We start from the raw sequence: 17,337 nt of genomic DNA on the forward strand, positions 1-17,337 counted from the left end.
AATCTGCGTTTTTATAACGCTTAACTTTTAGGACTTTTTCCATGCGCGCAAGCCGCTTTTTATTTGCAACGTTGAGAGAAACCCCAAATGATGCTGAAGTGATTTCACACCAGCTCATGTTACGTGCGGGGATGATTCGTAAATTGGCATCTGGTTTATATACATGGCTGCCGATGGGAACACGTGTGCTTAAAAAAGTAGATGCGATTGTTCGTGAAGAAATGAACCGTTCAGGCGCTATGGAAGTATTCATGCCCGTGACTCAACCCGCAAGTCTTTGGGAAGAATCAGGTCGATATGAACAATACGGTCCTGAATTATTACGTTTTAAAGATCGTCATACGAACCCATTTGTACTTGGGCCAACGCATGAAGAAGTTATTACGGATATGGCGCGTAACGAATTAAAAAGTTATAAGCAGCTTCCTGTAAACTTCTATCAAATTCAAACTAAATTCCGTGATGAAATCCGTCCACGTTTTGGTGTAATGCGTTCACGTGAGTTCATCATGAAAGATGCTTATTCTTTCCATGCAAATCAAGAATCATTACAAGAAACTTATGACGTAATGTACGACACTTATAGCCGTATTTTTACTCGCTTAGGTTTAGATTTCCGTCCAGTTCAAGCTGATACAGGCTCTATTGGTGGTTCAGCTTCACACGAATTCCACGTATTGGCTGCTAGTGGTGAAGATGACATCGCATTTTCAACTGAATCTGATTATGCAGCAAACGTTGAAATGGCTGAGGCTGTTTTAGTTGGTGAACGTGCAGCACCGACACAAGAACTAAAATTGGTTGAAACACCAAACCAAAAAACAATTGATGATGTTTGCCAATTCTTAAATGCTGATCCAAAGCAATCTGTTAAAGCATTATTGGTTCAAGGTGTTGCAGACGAGAAAGGGAATGTTCCTGTCGTTGCTCTATTTATACGTGGCGACCACGAACTGAATGAGATTAAAGCTGAGAAGCATCCTTTAGTTGCGGCTCCTCTTACTTTTGCAACTGAAGAACAACTTCAAGCATTTGGTTTAACTGCTGGCTTTACTGGTCCACAAGGTTTAGTCGAAAAAGGCTTAACTGTCATTGTTGACCGTTCTGCATCTGTTCTTTCAGACTTCGTTGCTGGTGCAAACGAAGCAGACAAACATGCAGTTGGCGTAAACTGGGAACGTGATGCGCAAATTAGCGAAGTTTTTGATTTACGTAATGTGGTTGAAGGCGATCCATCTCCAGATGGCAAAGGCACATTACAAATTAAACGTGGTATTGAAGTAGGTCATATTTTCCAGCTTGGTACTAAATACTCTGAAGCTTTAGGCTGTAAAGTTCTAGGTGAAGATGGCAAACCATTTACAGTAACCATGGGATGTTACGGTATTGGTGTAACACGTGTTGTTGCAGCTGCAATTGAACAAAACTACGATGACAAAGGTATTATCTGGCCTCAAGCCATTGCACCTTTTGAAATTGCCATTGTTCCAATGAATGCGCACAAATCACCACGTACTCTTGAAGCAGCAGAATCACTTTATGCAGAACTTCAAGCTCAAGGTTTCGACGTATTACTTGACGATCGTAATGAACGCCCAGGCGTTAAATTCTCTGACCTTGAATTAATGGGTATTCCACACCGTATTGTGATTGGTGAAAAAGGTCTTGATGCGGGTACTTTTGAATATAAAGGCCGCCGAGATGCTGAAGCGAGCAATTTAACGAAAGAAGAGCTTTTAGCTAAGTTAGCGCGTTAATAAATACTAAATAAAAAAGCAGCTTTTAGAAGCTGCTTTTTTTAACTCAACTTTATGCCTGCACCGTTAAGTCTTTGATATTGGTTGATGAACCATTGTTTTTAACCGACTCAATTCCTTTATCTCGTGAAGCTTCACTTGCATAGAACTGACTCGTGCCAATAATTTGATGATTTGCAGCTTTTAAATTGAAGTAAGGTTTCCCATTCTTTGCAGTTAAACGCTCATATCGGGCATCATCACCACTATTTTTCTGAATTGATTCAATACCATTTACAGCAGAGGCTTTTGCCTTATATAGCTCGCTATTTAAAATAGGTTCACCATTACCTGCCTTTAGGATAAAGCGATATTGTCCATCACTCGCTTGTGAAATTTCGTACCATCCTGCCATAAAAACCTCATTTTTTTGTTGGTGTGGGTATGACTTTCGTTATTATTCTGGACGAAAGTTTTTTGTTATTAATAACAATATAAAGCCGCAAACATTGCTTGAATAGCCCATTTTTTATACTTTTTCGTAATAAAATTAGAATGATGTTAGAAATTTAAAAAGCAGAGATATAAACATCTATCTCTGCTGAAATGTAATAATAATTAACAGTTTAAGCTTTTTTTACAAATTCAGATTTTAATTTCATCTGACCAATGCCATCAATTTTGCAATCAATATTATGGCCATCACTTGCATCTGGAACTAAACGAATCGTTTTTACCTTTGTACCGACTTTAACGACTGAAGATGAACCTTTAATTTTTAAGTCTTTAATTACAGTGACGCTGTCGCCATCAGCTAATACATTTCCATTCGCATCTTTAATAATTTCTTGTTCTTCGGTAAGTGATGCTTCCCCTTCTTTCCACTCATGTGAACATTCAGGACAAATCAATAAGTCGCCATCTTGGTAAGTATATTCTGATTGGCATTTTGGGCAGTTTGGCAAAGACATGAAAAAAATCTCAAAAAGTATATTATGCGAGATACAACTCATTTTTTAAAGTTTTAAATAAAAGACTTTTACCAAAAAAAAATTTATATATTCATTTTAAGTTTTTACTTAATAAATATTCTTTCAAAATAATTGCATGGTTATTTTCAACATCTTTTGCTGAATATAAAAGCGTAACTGTATGCTCAGCTACAATCTTTTGCAGTTCTTCAACTGCGGAGTTGGTTTCAAGCTCTTTTAAATAACGCTGCTTAAATTCTTCCCAATGATCTGGCGTAGCAGCATGGAACCACTTTCTCAGTTCAGTTGAAGGAGCCACTTCTTTTAGCCACAAATCTAAATGAGCATTCTCTTTACTAATTCCCCTGCTCCATAAGCGATCAACCAAAATTCGCTTACCGTCACTAGGGTCGGCCTTTTCATAAATTCTTTTAATATGTATATCCATCGTTTTTCTCTGCATATTGTTCATATTTTAAAGTTATAAAATTATTCTATATTTTATTCATTTAGAATAAAGCTCAAAATGAAAAGTGAGCAGAAATAAATCTACTCACTTTTCTATGCGGCTCTAAAAATAACTTTTTATTGATCTGGAATTTCAGCTTCAACTAATAATGTGAGTAAAGATAGTGATTCTTGCCATCCTAAATAGCAGGCTTCGACAGGAATAACTTCAGGTATTCCTTCTTGTGTAATGTGCACTTCTGTACCCACCATTACCGTTTTTAATGTAATGGTGACTTGCATAGTTCCTGGTAAATTTGGATCATCGAATTGATCGTTGTAGCGAATTAATTCATTTGGAATTAATTCCACATATGTTCCACCAAAAGCATGTGTTGAACCTGTTGAAAAATTGGTAAAGCTCATTTTGTATGAGCCACCAACATTTGCATCAAAACTATGAACCTTGGCAGTAAAACCGTGAGGTGGCAACCACTTTACTAAAGCATCTGGATCTAAAAATGCACGATAGACTCGCTCGACTGGAGCCTTAAACACACGATGAAATTTTACTGTTCCTGTTGTCATCGTATTCTCCTTATTTTAATTTTCCTAAAATTATTGAAATTATCGTTATTAGCTTAAACCTTCCAATTTATCCAAACGTATATTTTTGGTGTTTTTTTAAACTAAAAACCGATATGCAGAACAAAATCAAATTACGAAAACTATGGCTGATTTTTTAGTAAAAATGGAGCAAAATAGTCAGCAATCATAAAGAAACATATTGAATTTGAGATTAATCATGAGTCTGCTCGCTTTCTCCTCATATGCTTTAAACGGTGTAGATGCACAAAAGTTTTTACAAGGCCAAGTTACTGTAGATACTGAACGTTTAGCTGAAAATACAACTCGCTATACAGCTATTTGTGATCTTAAAGGTCGTATTCACTTTGGCTTATGGCTAAAGAAGATTAATGCTGAAAGTTTTGAAATTGTAGTTACTCAAGATCAAGCTGAAGAGTTTGCCAAGCACATTAAAAAATATGGCACCTTTTCAAAAATGACCTTAAGTGAACAAGGCATTGTGTTCCCAAAAGTAGTGAATCATCAAACTGAGTTCACTACTGCTGAAACTGATATTTCTGAATGGCAAAAACAAGCCATTATGACTGGTCAAGCTTGGATTACACAGACAACTGAACATGAATTCCAACCACAGGAATTACGTTTACATCAACGTGAAGGCGTCAATTATGACAAGGGCTGTTACTTAGGCCAGGAAATTGTGGCACGCCTTTGGTTTAAAGCAAAACCAAAACACTGGTTACATCTTGTGCAAGGTACAGGTGAAGCACCAGCTTCAGCAACTCAATTAAATAACGATGTAGAAGTCGTTAATAGTATTGCAAATGATGAAGGCTATCTTGCTTTAGTTGTAGCTAAACCTGCTGCTCTTCAAGAGTTAGGGCTTCAAGTTCTTGAGTTACCAGAAGCTTTAAGTGGCGACGTAGCAAGACCACAATAATAACTTTTATTAGTTCAAACTGCCCACTGCTAAATTAGTGGGCTTTTTTATAGATACAAAACACTAATGATTTCATTATATTAGAACGTCAATTTTTTAAGCTTTATATGCCATCATTAGCCCTGTTGTAATTCAAGAGAAAAAAGATGAAAACTAAACTTGCTACACTCATGTTGGGTCTGGCTATTTTCGGTTCTGCTCACGCTGATGTTAAAACACTTGAACAAAATCTTAAGACGAATTATCCCGATTTACCTGTAAAAGGTGTTTATCAATCTCCTGTACAAGGCATTTATGAAGTGTATACAAGTGGCCGCATTGTCTATACAAACCAAGATGCGAAGTACTTCTTTGTTGGTAATTTAGTCGACATCAAACAACAAAAAAATATGACTGAAGAACGAATTGCCGAATTGGGTAAGATTGACGTTAAAAGTTTGCCATTAAATCAGGCTATTAAATATGTAAAAGGTAAAGGCGAACGTACGATCTATATCTTTAGTGACCCTGATTGCCCATATTGCCAGCGTCTAGAACAAAATATGGCTAGGGTTGATAATGTAACGGTATATGTATTCCTTTATCCTCTCACCAGTTTGCATCCAAATGCTGAAAAAGTTTCAAATCAAATCTGGTGTTCAAAAAATCCGGCAGAAGCTTGGACAAACTACATGCTTAATCGCAAATTGCCGACTAGTAGCAAGAGTTGCTCAAGCCCAATTCAGAAAAATATCGCTTTAGGTCAAAAATTAAATATCGATGGAACACCTACTCTGTTCTTGCAAGATGGCCAAAGACTCTCTGGTGTACCAACTGATGCCAAGCAAATTGAAGCATTACTTCAGTCAGCAAAATAACAATATTACCCACTCCATTTTATGAATGTGGGTGGGTATTTTTCTCCACAATTTGCCCAAAGTGCAGTGCTTTATATACAAATCGGCTGTTTACTTTCATCAATCAATATTTATGATGAGAAATTGAAACTCTTTAATGCATCAATGGATTGATGTAGCTACGAAGTAAAAGGTTAAAAAGAAATGAAGAAATTACTAATCGCAAGCCTAATCACCCTTTCAAGTGCATCAATTTTTGCAGCTGATAACACAGCGACTGCTGCGAAAACCGATGTTTTCAAACAAGCTGAACAACTCTATGCAGCAAAAAATTATTCTGCTGCATTTCAGGAAATGCAACGCTTAGCCCAATCAGGTAATGCCCAAGCTATCTATAACTTAGGCTATATGACTCAAATGGGCCAAGGTACAGCAAAAGATTCTTCTAAAGCTCTTAAATACTATGAAGACGCTTCAAATAAAGGCTATGCCCAAGCAAGTTATACGCTTGCACAAATTTATGAGACTGGTGAATTAGGCGTTGCTAAAGATAGCAATAAATTCAGTCAATATGTTCAAAAGGCATCGGCTCAAGGTTCTGATGATGCAACTGTGAAAATTGCAACGATTTTATTTGCTCAGAAAAAACCGCAGTCACATCAAATTGCCCTGCAAAAATTGGCACCTTTAATTCGAAAAGGCAACTACCCTGCGATTCAGGTCAAAGCACTTTACGATATTAGCCAAGGGGTTGAAAATAAAAATCCTTTAATGAAACGCCAAGGCATTGAGGCTTTACAATCAATTGCACAAAAAGGTTATGCACCTGCTTCTATGGCTTTAGCAACCATGATGGCAAATGGCAATATCATTCCGCAAAATCTACCGCAAGCAAAAAAGATTTTTACTGAACTTGCCAATCAAAATGTTCCAAATGCTAAAGAATCGTTAGCTTCGGTTGATAAGATTATTGCAGAAAAGAGCAAACAGGCTGCCAATGCTCCAACACAGCCAGCACTGAAAAAATAATGAATGATGAGCCCCTCATGGGGGCTTTTCTTTTACCACCACAAAGCAATCAGCCCGCTAACACCAATAAAACCAACAATCGTACTAATCATAAGCGGTGTTAATGCTTTTTCATTTAAGCCATAGGCTTGTCCAAAAATTCCAAAAGCAATCGGCATTGGTAAAGCAGCAATTAATGTTCCTGCATAAAGCATTTCACGACTTACATTAGGAGTGATCAAAAAGAGTGAAAAAATCACAGATGGCATGAGGATAACTTTCAATATCGCCAACAAAACACTTTCTGTATTTACTGTTGTAATTCCAATACCGACTAGACTTCCGCCAATGGCAAACAAAGCCAAAGGTGAAGCTGTACGCCCAAGTAACTCTAGTGATTGATCAAGCGTTGTAGGAAGGTTAACATCTAAAAGAATGCATCCCATCCCAACCAAAATAGCAATAATTACAGGATTCTTGAGTAAATTTAAAAAAGTTTGTTTTAGAAGCGGTAAAAGATTTTGTTGTTGATGTAAACCCGCTTCGGCCAAAATCAGCATGAGCGCCACAATCAATAAATTTTCAATAATAAGTGTTAAAGAAATATAGATCGCAGCATGATTACCTATCAGCATGGTCAAAATAGCCGTTCCCATAAATCCAGTATTGGACATAGATGCGCCCATCGAGATGACAGCGCTGTGGGTTAAGCTATTTTTAAAATATTTTCGATAGAGAACAAAAGCTAAGAAAAATAAAATTAAGGACCCTCCGCCATAAGCAATAAAATAAGCGGGATGCCAAATATCTTGTAAATTTTTATTCGCCAATGAGTGAATTAAAAATGCGGGTAAGGAGATTTTAATTACGAATGCGCTAAGTGCCCTGATTTGTTCAGGTGTTACCAATTTGATGAGAACACAAACATAGCCCATCAATAGCAATATCAAGATAGGTAAAATAACCTGAAAAACCACTGACCGTCCTCACTTAGCGAAAGAAAAATGGGCAAAGATGACTTTGCCCAATACAATTAAAAAGAGTTAAAAAGCTGTTTTAATCCATGAGGTTGGCAACGCAAATACTGAGGTGCAATTTTAACTTCTGCACCTAAAGCGGCTGCTGCATGCCAAGGCCATCTTGGGTCATATAACATTGCACGGGCAAGGCCAATGGCATCGGCTTGCTGGTTTTCTAAAATTTGTTCAGCGTGCTCTGGCTCAGTAATTAGCCCTACAGCAATGACTGGAATAGACACATGCTTTTTAACCTGTTCAGCAAAAGGAACTTGATAACCCGCCCCAATCGTAATTGATTGATGTTCGTGCAAACCACCACTAGACACATGCACGTAGGCTGCGCCCAATTGCTCTAAAGCTTTTGATAAACCCACTGTAGATTCAATATCCCAGTGCTCAATACTTTCTAACCAATCGGTCGCAGATAATCTAACACCCACAGGATAGCCTTCTGGTACAGCGAGTTTAATTGCCTGAAGAACCTCAAGGGTCATGCGCATGCGGTTTTCTAAAGAACCGCCGTATTCATCAGTTCGCTGATTCGCAATTGGCGATAAGAATTGGTGTAGTAAGTAACCATGCGCAGCATGAATTTCAATCAATTCAAAGCCAGCTTCTACCGCACGTTTTGCAGCTGCTGCAAAGTCTTGTTGAACTTGTTTAATCTCAGCAATGGTCAAAGCATGAGGGGCTGCATCATGCACTGAAAAGGTACTTTCACTTGGAGCAACCGTTTGCCAACCATGAGGCTGATCTTTTGCGATCTGACCTTTACCTAACCACGGTTTTTCAGTAGATGCTTTACGGCCTGCATGTGCTAACTGAATTCCAAATGGCATTGGTGAAAGTGTATGAACCTTAGCTAACAACGCTTTGATTTGGTCACGTTGCTGATCATTCCATAGTCCAAGGTCAGCATAGCTAATTCGACCTTCAGGCTGTACAGCAGTCGCCTCCACAATACAGAGCCCTGCACCAGACAATGCATAGTTTGCCCATTGCTGTTCATGCCAATAGGTAATTTCGCCATCATCTGTTGCCGAATATTGGCACATCGGAGCAATTACAATTCTATTGACCAGTTGTAGTGAACCAAAGTTAACCGTTTCAAATAATTTTGCCATTTTTAATTCCTAGAATTGCTTAATTACACGTAAACCTGCACTCCAGTTACGTCCATTCGCTGGTTCAAAGTAGCGTCCATTACCATCATTTACGATCACTGAACCTGCATAGTTTTTATCAAATAGGTTATCGACACGGGCAAAGCTATTCACTTTCCAATCGCCCATTACCCATGCATAACCAACATTAGCTGAGGTTACACTGTAGCTCGGTGCTGCGTCACTGTTGGTATCATTCACGTATACTTTATCCATATACTGTACATCTACACCACCATATAGACCGTGCGATGGCTGCCAAGCCAAAGAGGCATAAGCTTGATTTTTGGCAATTCCAGGAATGGCATTGCCTGATGGAATTTGAGCAATATTCCCTAAAGCTGGAATATCAGCATCAAAAGTTGCCTCTAAATATGTATAGCTTGCAGTCGCTGTTAAATCTCTCCACAACTTTTTATTCCATGCAAACTCTACCCCCTCACGCAAGGTTTTATCTGCATTGCGGAAGGTTGATCGGCCATTTGAACTACCTGCAGAAACGATGTCATCTTTGGTTTTAGTCTGGAATACTGCCAAAGTAAAATCACCTAAATAGTTTTGTGATTTTAAGCCCGTTTCATAGGTATCGCTTGTTGATGCCGTTAAATCAAAATTAAAACCACTTTTGCCGTCTGGTCGATATGCCATTTCAGTAAAAGTTGGTGTTTCAAAGCCTTTGGCATAACTTACATAGGCCATAAGCTCAGGTATAATTTGCCAGCTTAAAGCAGTAGAAGGCAAAACTTTATTGTAATCGGTCTTGCCGCTATCATCGCCATTGCTTAAATAGCTATCTTCTGACTTATAGTGGACATTGCTATAGCGTACACCTGTATCTAAACGCCATGTTGGTAAGAACTGCCATGAAGCTTGTAAATATGGATCGATATTCCACAAAGTATTGTCTTCATCACGGCGCAAATTACCTTTGACGCCATAAGAAGGCTGCCCGTTTACTAAATTAAAGTTTTCAAAACCTTTACGATCTTCATCCATTGCATCGAGTGCAACACCAACACTGAGAGTAGTATTTTGAAGTAACTCTTTGCCCGTCCAACGGAAATCAGCACCATAATAATCACGCTCAAAATCAATTACCCCGCCTGCATGATTGATGCTGGCATCTTGTGTTGATTTAGGTATAGATTGATATTGAGTGACTTGGCGATTACCTAAATATGCCATGGCATAGAGTTCATTTTTATCATTAATCGGTTTAGACCAAGTCACACCCGTTTGAGTCTGCTCAATATCTTTACGGACATTAAATTGCTTTAAAAATGGGACTTGTTGCTTCGGATTGGCGTTCCACTGATCACGGGTCAAGCCCTGCGGATCATCCGCATGGATTTTGACATAATTGGTTACCCAGTTGATTTTACTACCATCATCAAGATTCCAACTGAGCTTTGCATTGTTTAATACTTTTTCTGCACCGCTATGTTCTCGGTAACCATCCGTATCGAAATATGATGAACTAATAACATAGCTTGGTTCATTCGCGTCCTTTGCCCCACCTTGTAGCACGAGTCCTGCTCTGCTTTTATCGTGGCTGCCTCCCGAATAGCTCAGCTCAATTGAGTCCTTCCCTTGCCCTTCTTTAGTAGTCGTTAAAATTGTCCCGCCCGATGAGTTTCCATAAAGTGAAGAAAAAGGTCCTGTTAGAACTTCAACATGATCCAAACTACTTAAATCGATATTAGACGTTTGGCCTTGCCCATCTGGCATTGTCGCAGGGATACCATCCACATATAGACGAATACCACGGACACCAAAAGTAGAACGTGCACCAAAACCACGCATAGACAGTTGTAAATCTTGAGCATAATTTTCACGATTGCGAAGCTGTAAACTCGGTACACCCTTCACAACTTCAGTTAAATTTACTTGTGAAGAAGTATCGACTTGAGGTGCATCTATTCGAAAAACCGAAGCTGGTGTTTGCAAATAGGTTGTATCGGTACGTGTCGCTTCCACATGTAAAGTTGGCAATTTGGCCACGTCAGAATTTAAGTCTTCTGCCCACACAATCGGGCTAGAAATACAGCCCATACTCATCAAAATACAGTAATGAAGTCGGTCTAAGCGTAATAATGACATGCTTATTTCCTTTGTTTATATTGTAGTTATGATAACAAAAGCAGTGTCTTGTCTGGCTATTGAATTCGGTCTGTATTGTTGTAAATCTGGAACAATCCTCATCAATATCCAAAAATTTACTTCCAGATTAAAATTATCGACTCAAAGATGGATGATCTTTCCAGCAATATCGTTCAGGCCAATCTTTTGCCTCTTCGGCATAATCAATTCCAATACGTGGCGTCAATACCACTTCTGGCTGTGTTGATGCTGCTTCCACCCACAAACCAGATTCTTCACCCAAAGTCTGGCCTTTTAAAGATCGATCAATGCCTAAATAACGTGTCAATTTGCCCGGTCCAGCCAAAAGCTTATAATCTTTTTTGGTTGAAGCACCACTTAAAAATGCAGAACGAATCATTACCCCTTCAGGAATACCTTCTGTCTGAGTAATAAGATTAAGCATTTCATACATGCCATAAATTAAATAGATATAAATCGTACCACCAGGGCGATACATTACATCTGTTCGTGCTGTCCGTTTATCATTGTAGCTATGGCAAGCTTTATCGCGAACACCCAAATAAGCTTCTGTTTCACTAATTGTAGAGCGGATGACTTGACCATCAGGTTGCCGCTTACACAATACGCAACCGATTAAATCATAAGCCACTTCTGAGGTTTCACGTTGAAACCAGCTTAATGGTAAGATATCTGACATAGTAATCTCTGAAATATTACATACCACACGTTATACTTGATTAATCCAGTATATCTGTTAATTCTGCGAGTTGGCATGCCTGAGTTACCCGAAGTCGAAACAACCAAAACCAGTTTATTTCCGCTATTGAATCAAAAAGTTCAAAGTATAGAGGTACGTAACCCAAGTTTACGTTGGCCTATACCAGATGATGTTCAAAAACTTGTTGGACAACGTCTGATTGGCTTAAATCGACGTTCAAAATATATTTTGGCAGAATTTGAACAAGATCAAATGCTTTGGCATTTAGGAATGTCAGGTAGCTTTCGCCTGTGTCAACCAAACGATGAACTGAGAAAACATGATCATCTGATTATTCAATTTGAAGATCAACAGTTACGCTATCATGACCCACGTCGTTTTGGCTGTATTCTTTGGCTTAACCCAGAAACTCAAGGCAAACTTATAGATACTTTAGGGCCTGAACCTTTAAGTAACGACTTTCATGCAGAATATCTAGCTTCCAAACTTAAAAACAAAGCTGTCGGCATAAAAATTGCACTTATGGATAACCATGTTGTAGTCGGTGTAGGCAATATCTATGCAACCGAAAGCTTGTTTAATGTGGGTATTCACCCAGCCCAGCCCGCTGGTGACTTAAGCATGCAACAAATTGAGAAACTGGTTGTCGAGATTAAACGTATTTTAAAGTCGGCAATTGAGTTAGGTGGCTCGACTTTACGAGACTACAGCAATGCCATGGGAGAAAATGGATATTTCCAGCAAACATTGCTTGCTTATGGTCGTGCTGGAGAAATGTGTGTTAACTGTGAAACCCCATTAGAAAACTTGAAACTTGGTCAGCGTGCCAGCGTATTTTGCCCACAGTGCCAACCGCTTAAAAAGCTGAGAAAGCCTTAATTTTTTGGAGGAAGACAACATGCAAACAGCAATTGTCCGACATATTTTAGTCAAAGATAAAGACTTAGCCGAACAGCTAAAAAAGAAGCTACAAAGTGGTGCTGATTTTGCCAAGCTTGCTAAACAATATTCCACCTGTAACTCGGCAAAGCGTGGTGGTGAACTTGGTGAAGTCAAAAAAGGGCAATTAGTGCCTGTCATTGACAAAGTTGTTTTTACAGCTGCTGAACGTGTGCTACAAGGCCCAATCAAAAGCCAATTTGGCTATCATCTTTTAGAAGTTAAATTCAGGATGGGTAGCTTACGATAGTTTCCTCTCAAGCTCTCTATCAAGATAATTTAACTTAATAAACGATAGCCTAGTTACTTAATAAAAGAGGTCATTATTGACCTCTTTTATCTTTTAAATTTACCACCAATATTCTAGTTGCATGCCAAAATTTGACCCATGTCCTGTGTTATAAAAATCACTATCAGGATATAAACGGTCTCTCAGATTCTGTTCATCTTCGTTCCAAAAGGCATAGGTATAATACAAGCGAAGCTCAGGTCTATCGTAAAATCCTGTCCCTTTTATTGACCACGTGGGTGCAATAGTTAACTTGGTTAGATTTCGATTTTGATCGTTACTGTCTATCTGATCAAAGCCAATTTCGGTCGATATTTTAAAATGATCGTGTACAACATAAGCCAACCTAGAACCTATCGAAAACCATTCACTGTCATGCTGATTTTTATACTTATCTTTTTGATATAGAAATTGAGCTTGTCCATTGAAACGCTTATTTTCAGACTCCCAATCTAAAACTTCAATAAACCTTAAAGAAGAGTTATCTCTATCTAGCTCCGGATTGCCGGTATAACTTAGTCCCATACCCGCTCCTTCGCCATACTGCAAAGCAACTGTATTTTTACCATTTAAGACATTCGACGTTATATTCTGCAAAGTTAAAGCCCACCCCGTATGATCTGCATCAATGATAGATAAGCCCGTATTCAGTTTATTTGTATCATTTAGCTGAATGTCTTTTACGGTAAAATCATGTCTATTAATATAATTTTTCTGAAATACATTATCTTTTCTAGAAAAAACATAGCTCAATGACAGATCATTAATCTTATAATTATCGATACCGAATCCTGTTCCGCTTTGGTTCCAATAGAATAAATCAGAGATATGAATATCATTTCGATTATAAAATCTTCTTCCTAGCCAAATATTTGCGCCATTTAAATAAGAAATATTTTTCCAATCTAGATAGATCTGGTTTAAGCGCGTATACCCATCATCACCACGAAAACTTAGGCTTTGACCATACTGGTTATAAAATTGAAGCATTCCATTAATAGTAATCTCAGAATTATCATTCAGTTTTAGTAGACTCTGTTTAGCAAATAGCTCTGCATATTGTTCACATTCATTTCCAAGACGGTATTTTGAAGGCGCACCAGTAAGTTGAAAACATTCTTGTATTTCTCCACTTTCGGTAGCTCCTATGCCTGTACGTACATATCCTCCAATTTCAGCAGCGAAAGTAAGTTGTGACATGGCATACAGCGTTACTCCAATCATCCAAGGAGACTTCTTCATTTAAAATTCCTTTTTAAGCGTGAGTTTTCCACGCTTACTTATATTCCACGCAAGGTTGGATAAAAGGAGGTTTAGTTATGAGAAATAAATTGGAGAGTATTAGACTAATTTTAAAAGGCTCAAATAGAGCCTTAAATATTTTATTTCCTAAAAATTACATCAAAAAAGTAAAACAATAAATATAAAATAATTTTTTAATTTAAATATTTTTAGCATGAACATTCATTTGATAGGTCCAAGCTTTAATGATTTCTCCTGATTCTAGTTTTACATCTGCGATTACACGCTGATATTGAAAACCTTCAAAATCATCTAGCATCTGCCAGTTTTCGGTAAGTTTTTCTGTGCTAAACACATAACCTTCCACCCAATCTGCTTGCGAATCTAACTCAAGCGCTTTTAAACCTTTATCTGGCCCCCAATCTAAAATATGGATCACTCCTCGTACACTAGCTTTCGTCCAGTTACCACCAATCTGCTTTAAAATATGAACGTTTGCTTGATTTGGACATAAAGTGCCATACACAAAAAGCTGATTCATTCAATTTATATCCTTTTTAAATATACGTAATTAAGCATATCTGTACTTTGATAATTTTAACAATATCTATAGTTCAGCATAAAATACTCATTAATAAAAAACGGTACTCTTGGTACCGTTTTTTATTTCAAATTTTATTAAGCTTGTTTTTTCAACTCATCACGAATTTCACGCAATAACTGAACATCTTCAGGAGTTGCAGCTGGAGCTTCTGGCTCATTCTTATCACGGCGAAGTCTGTTTAATAATTTCACCATCAAGAATACAACCCAAGCTAAAATCAGGAAGTTAATTAGAATGGTGAGGAAGTTACCATAAGTTAATACGTTGATACCTGCTTTTTGTAAGGCATCTAAAGATTGTAAGTTATTAGGATTTGAACCTAACACAATAAACTTTTGAGAGAAATCAACACCACCACCAGTAATTACAGTGATAAGCGGCATGATGATATCTTTAACTAAAGAGTCCACGATTTTGCCAAAAGCACCACCAATAATCACACCAATGGCTAAATCCATCATATTGCCTTTAATGGCAAATTCTTTAAATTCTTGAATAATACTCATCTAAACATCTCCAGATGTCGGGGGTCGAAATACATCATATTTTTCTTTTTCATTGGCATCTTATCGGATTAGATAGTACTCGCCATGATATTGATAATTTAATATTTTTATCAAAAAAAGAAAGCTATTTCACACTTTAACAACATATTCTCTTACAAGAAAAATATGATTTTAAGCCTAATTTAATTTCAAATAAACGATTAAAAAAACCGCTAAATTAATTTAGCGGTTTTTTCTTTTTCAGTTAAGAAAAATTATTTATCACGGTTACGTTTACGTTCATTTTCAGTCAAGTAACGCTTACGGATACGAATTGATTTAGGTGTTACTTCAACTAATTCGTCATCTTCAATGAATTCAAGCGCTTGTTCAAGCGTATATTCAATTGCAGGTACTAAAGTTAAAGCATCATCTGTACCAGATGCACGAACGTTAGTTAATTGTTTCGCCTTAGTCGGGTTTACAACCATATCGTCTGAACGAGAGTTAATACCCACGATCATACCTTCGTAAACTTCCAACTGTGGTTTAGCGAACAAACGACCACGGTCTTGTAAGCTGAACAATGCATAGCCCAAGCAAGTACCTTGAACCATAGAAATCAATACACCGTTTTGACGTTTCGCAACAGTACCTTGTTTAACAGGACCATAATGCGAGAAGCTTGAAGTCATGATCCCTGTACCAGAAGTCATGGTCAAGAATTCAGAACGGAAACCGATCAAACCACGTGAAGGTACAGTTGCTTCAATACGGATACGGCCTTTACCGTCAACTTCCATATTGGTCATCTCGCCTTTACGGTGACCCATTTGTTCCATTACAGCGCCTTGGTGCTGTTCTTCAACGTCAAAAGTTACGTTTTCGTAAGGCTCTTGTCTTTCACCATCAATTTCTTTGATGATTACTTGTGGACGTGATACGCCCATTTCAAAGCCTTCACGACGCATGTTTTCAATTAAAACTGAAAGGTGAAGTTCACCACGGCCAGATACTTTGAAACGGTCTGGGCTGTCAGTGTCTTCAACACGTAACGCTACGTTATGAATTAATTCGCGGTCAAGACGTTCACGGATATTACGTGAAGTTACGAATTTACCTTCTTTACCAGCAAACGGAGAGTTGTTTACTTGGAAAGTCATAGATACTGTAGGTTCATCTACAGATAAAGCTGGTAATGCTTCAACATTTTTCGGATCACAAATCGTGTCAGAAATGTTAAGTGCATCGATACCAGTAATACATACGATATCACCAGCAGATGCTGATTCAACATCGATACGCTCTAAACCATGGTAACCCATGATTTTTAAGATACGACCGTTACGTGTATTGCCTTCTTTGTCAATTACAGTAACAGGAGTATTTAATTTTACTGAACCACGTTGAATACGACCAACACCGATAACACCTACGAAGCTGTTATAGTCAAGTGATGAAATCTGCATTTGGAATGGACCATCAACATCAACTGCTGGTGGTTCAACGATGTCTACAATCGTTTCAAACAATGGAGTCATGTCTTCTGCAAGTTCTTCAGGAGCAGGACCCGCTACACCACGTAAACCTGATGCATAAACGATTGGGAAATCTAATTGCTCGTCAGTTGCACCAAGGTTATCAAATAAATCAAATACTTGATCAATAACCCAATCTGGACGTGCACTTGGTTTGTCTACTTTGTTAATAATAACAATTGGTTTTAAACCACGAGCAAAGGCTTTTTGTGTCACAAAACGAGTTTGTGGCATTGGGCCTTCTTGAGAGTCAACTAAAAGTAATACGCAGTCAACCATCGACATTACACGTTCTACTTCACCACCGAAGTCGGCGTGTCCCGGGGTATCTACGATGTTGATACGGTAAGTTGTATCAGTACGTTTATCTAACCAAGTAATAGAAGTGTTCTTTGCAAGAATGGTAATACCACGTTCACTTTCAAGCGCATTTGAGTCCATGACACGCTCAATCTCGCCTGCTCGTTCACCGAGAGCACCAGATTGCTGAAGTAGTTTATCGACAAGTGTGGTTTTCCCGTGGTCGACGTGCGCAATAATTGCGATATTACGGAGATTTTTGATATCTGACATGAAAATTCGAAACGCCTGAAATTTGAGGGCAAATTATACAGAAAAACACTACTCTTGAGTAGTGACAGTTTATTGACATTGACAAAAAAATTTTCTAATAGCCTGTATTTCGTTTTGTAAAGATAGGTATCTCGATTA

Annotated in this window: 19 protein-coding genes; 7 read left to right on the plus strand and 12 right to left on the minus strand. The window is 38.0% G+C overall.

The features are described 5' to 3' along the window. Positions 1-41: 41 nt before the first annotated feature. On the plus strand, positions 42-1,757 hold the full coding sequence (locus KTI78_RS12185) for a proline--tRNA ligase (protein ID WP_262446230.1): 1,716 nt from the start codon (positions 42-44) through the stop codon (positions 1,755-1,757). 52 nt (positions 1,758-1,809) lie between these two features. Here the strand turns inward: KTI78_RS12185 and KTI78_RS12190 are convergent, their stop codons facing one another. The 4 genes from KTI78_RS12190 to KTI78_RS12205 form a co-directional block, all read right to left on the minus strand. Next, entirely contained in the window at positions 1,810-2,151 is a 342-nt protein-coding gene (locus KTI78_RS12190) for a YegP family protein (RefSeq protein ID WP_002116533.1), read from the minus strand. Positions 2,152-2,362: 211 nt separating this feature from the next. Beyond that, complete coding sequence (locus KTI78_RS12195; RefSeq protein ID WP_004789255.1) at positions 2,363-2,707, minus strand: zinc ribbon domain-containing protein YjdM; 345 nt, start codon at positions 2,705-2,707, stop codon at positions 2,363-2,365. 91 nt (positions 2,708-2,798) lie between these two features. Beyond that, on the minus strand, positions 2,799-3,155 hold the full coding sequence (locus KTI78_RS12200; RefSeq protein WP_239975415.1) for a DUF488 domain-containing protein: 357 nt from the start codon (positions 3,153-3,155) through the stop codon (positions 2,799-2,801). Between the two features lie 137 nt (positions 3,156-3,292). After that, positions 3,293-3,742 carry an SRPBCC family protein gene (locus KTI78_RS12205; RefSeq protein ID WP_262446231.1) on the minus strand — a complete coding sequence of 150 codons (450 nt, stop codon included), beginning with the start codon at positions 3,740-3,742 and terminating at the stop codon, positions 3,293-3,295. A 41-nt stretch (positions 3,743-3,783) separates the two neighbouring features. Between KTI78_RS12205 and KTI78_RS12210 the strand changes: the two genes are divergently transcribed. From KTI78_RS12210 to KTI78_RS12225, 4 genes are all read left to right on the plus strand, one after another. Next, positions 3,784-3,900 carry a hypothetical protein gene (locus KTI78_RS12210; RefSeq protein ID WP_239975478.1) on the plus strand — a complete coding sequence of 39 codons (117 nt, stop codon included), beginning with the start codon at positions 3,784-3,786 and terminating at the stop codon, positions 3,898-3,900. Between the two features lie 59 nt (positions 3,901-3,959). Then, a complete protein-coding gene (locus tag KTI78_RS12215; RefSeq protein WP_262446232.1) occupies positions 3,960-4,682 on the plus strand; it encodes a YgfZ/GcvT domain-containing protein in 723 nt (240 codons plus the stop codon). A gap of 146 nt (positions 4,683-4,828) precedes the next feature. Then, complete coding sequence (locus KTI78_RS12220) at positions 4,829-5,539, plus strand: DsbC family protein (RefSeq protein ID WP_262446233.1); 711 nt, start codon at positions 4,829-4,831, stop codon at positions 5,537-5,539. A gap of 183 nt (positions 5,540-5,722) precedes the next feature. Beyond that, positions 5,723-6,547, plus strand: coding sequence for a tetratricopeptide repeat protein (locus KTI78_RS12225; RefSeq protein ID WP_262446234.1), 825 nt, complete (start codon positions 5,723-5,725; stop codon positions 6,545-6,547). A 32-nt stretch (positions 6,548-6,579) separates the two neighbouring features. On the opposite strand, the gene KTI78_RS12230 is transcribed toward KTI78_RS12225, so the two are convergent. From KTI78_RS12230 to KTI78_RS12245, 4 genes are all read right to left on the minus strand, one after another. Then, positions 6,580-7,503 (minus strand): AEC family transporter, encoded by a 924-nt coding sequence (locus KTI78_RS12230; protein ID WP_239967323.1) that lies wholly within the window; start codon positions 7,501-7,503, stop codon positions 6,580-6,582. Between the two features lie 56 nt (positions 7,504-7,559). After that, entirely contained in the window at positions 7,560-8,669 is a 1,110-nt protein-coding gene (locus tag KTI78_RS12235; RefSeq protein WP_087087293.1) for an NADH:flavin oxidoreductase/NADH oxidase, read from the minus strand. 9 nt (positions 8,670-8,678) lie between these two features. Beyond that, positions 8,679-10,808 carry a TonB-dependent receptor family protein gene (locus KTI78_RS12240; protein ID WP_262446235.1) on the minus strand — a complete coding sequence of 710 codons (2,130 nt, stop codon included), beginning with the start codon at positions 10,806-10,808 and terminating at the stop codon, positions 8,679-8,681. Between the two features lie 133 nt (positions 10,809-10,941). Then, positions 10,942-11,508 (minus strand): DNA-3-methyladenine glycosylase, encoded by a 567-nt coding sequence (locus tag KTI78_RS12245; RefSeq protein WP_224992772.1) that lies wholly within the window; start codon positions 11,506-11,508, stop codon positions 10,942-10,944. A 75-nt stretch (positions 11,509-11,583) separates the two neighbouring features. Here KTI78_RS12245 and mutM point away from each other — a divergent pair, with 75 nt between their 5' ends. Together mutM and KTI78_RS12255 are read left to right on the plus strand one after the other, a co-directional pair. Further along, positions 11,584-12,408 carry a bifunctional DNA-formamidopyrimidine glycosylase/DNA-(apurinic or apyrimidinic site) lyase gene (gene mutM / locus KTI78_RS12250; protein WP_016143115.1) on the plus strand — a complete coding sequence of 275 codons (825 nt, stop codon included), beginning with the start codon at positions 11,584-11,586 and terminating at the stop codon, positions 12,406-12,408. A gap of 19 nt (positions 12,409-12,427) precedes the next feature. Then, complete coding sequence (locus tag KTI78_RS12255; RefSeq protein ID WP_002051379.1) at positions 12,428-12,718, plus strand: peptidylprolyl isomerase; 291 nt, start codon at positions 12,428-12,430, stop codon at positions 12,716-12,718. A 99-nt stretch (positions 12,719-12,817) separates the two neighbouring features. Here the strand turns inward: KTI78_RS12255 and KTI78_RS12260 are convergent, their stop codons facing one another. From KTI78_RS12260 to typA, 4 genes are all read right to left on the minus strand, one after another. Further along, positions 12,818-13,999, minus strand: coding sequence for a maltoporin (locus tag KTI78_RS12260; protein ID WP_262446236.1), 1,182 nt, complete (start codon positions 13,997-13,999; stop codon positions 12,818-12,820). Between the two features lie 199 nt (positions 14,000-14,198). Further along, entirely contained in the window at positions 14,199-14,540 is a 342-nt protein-coding gene (locus KTI78_RS12265; protein ID WP_262446237.1) for a gamma-glutamylcyclotransferase family protein, read from the minus strand. A gap of 137 nt (positions 14,541-14,677) precedes the next feature. Further along, positions 14,678-15,109 carry a large conductance mechanosensitive channel protein MscL gene (gene mscL / locus KTI78_RS12270; protein WP_016143112.1) on the minus strand — a complete coding sequence of 144 codons (432 nt, stop codon included), beginning with the start codon at positions 15,107-15,109 and terminating at the stop codon, positions 14,678-14,680. 254 nt (positions 15,110-15,363) lie between these two features. After that, a complete protein-coding gene (typA, locus tag KTI78_RS12275; protein WP_002116501.1) occupies positions 15,364-17,199 on the minus strand; it encodes a translational GTPase TypA in 1,836 nt (611 codons plus the stop codon). Between the last annotated feature and the right edge of the window lie 138 nt (positions 17,200-17,337).

It is taken from the genome of Acinetobacter sp. WU_MDCI_Abxe161 (genome assembly GCF_025514355.1).
GTDB lineage: Bacteria > Pseudomonadota > Gammaproteobacteria > Pseudomonadales > Moraxellaceae > Acinetobacter > Acinetobacter pittii_E.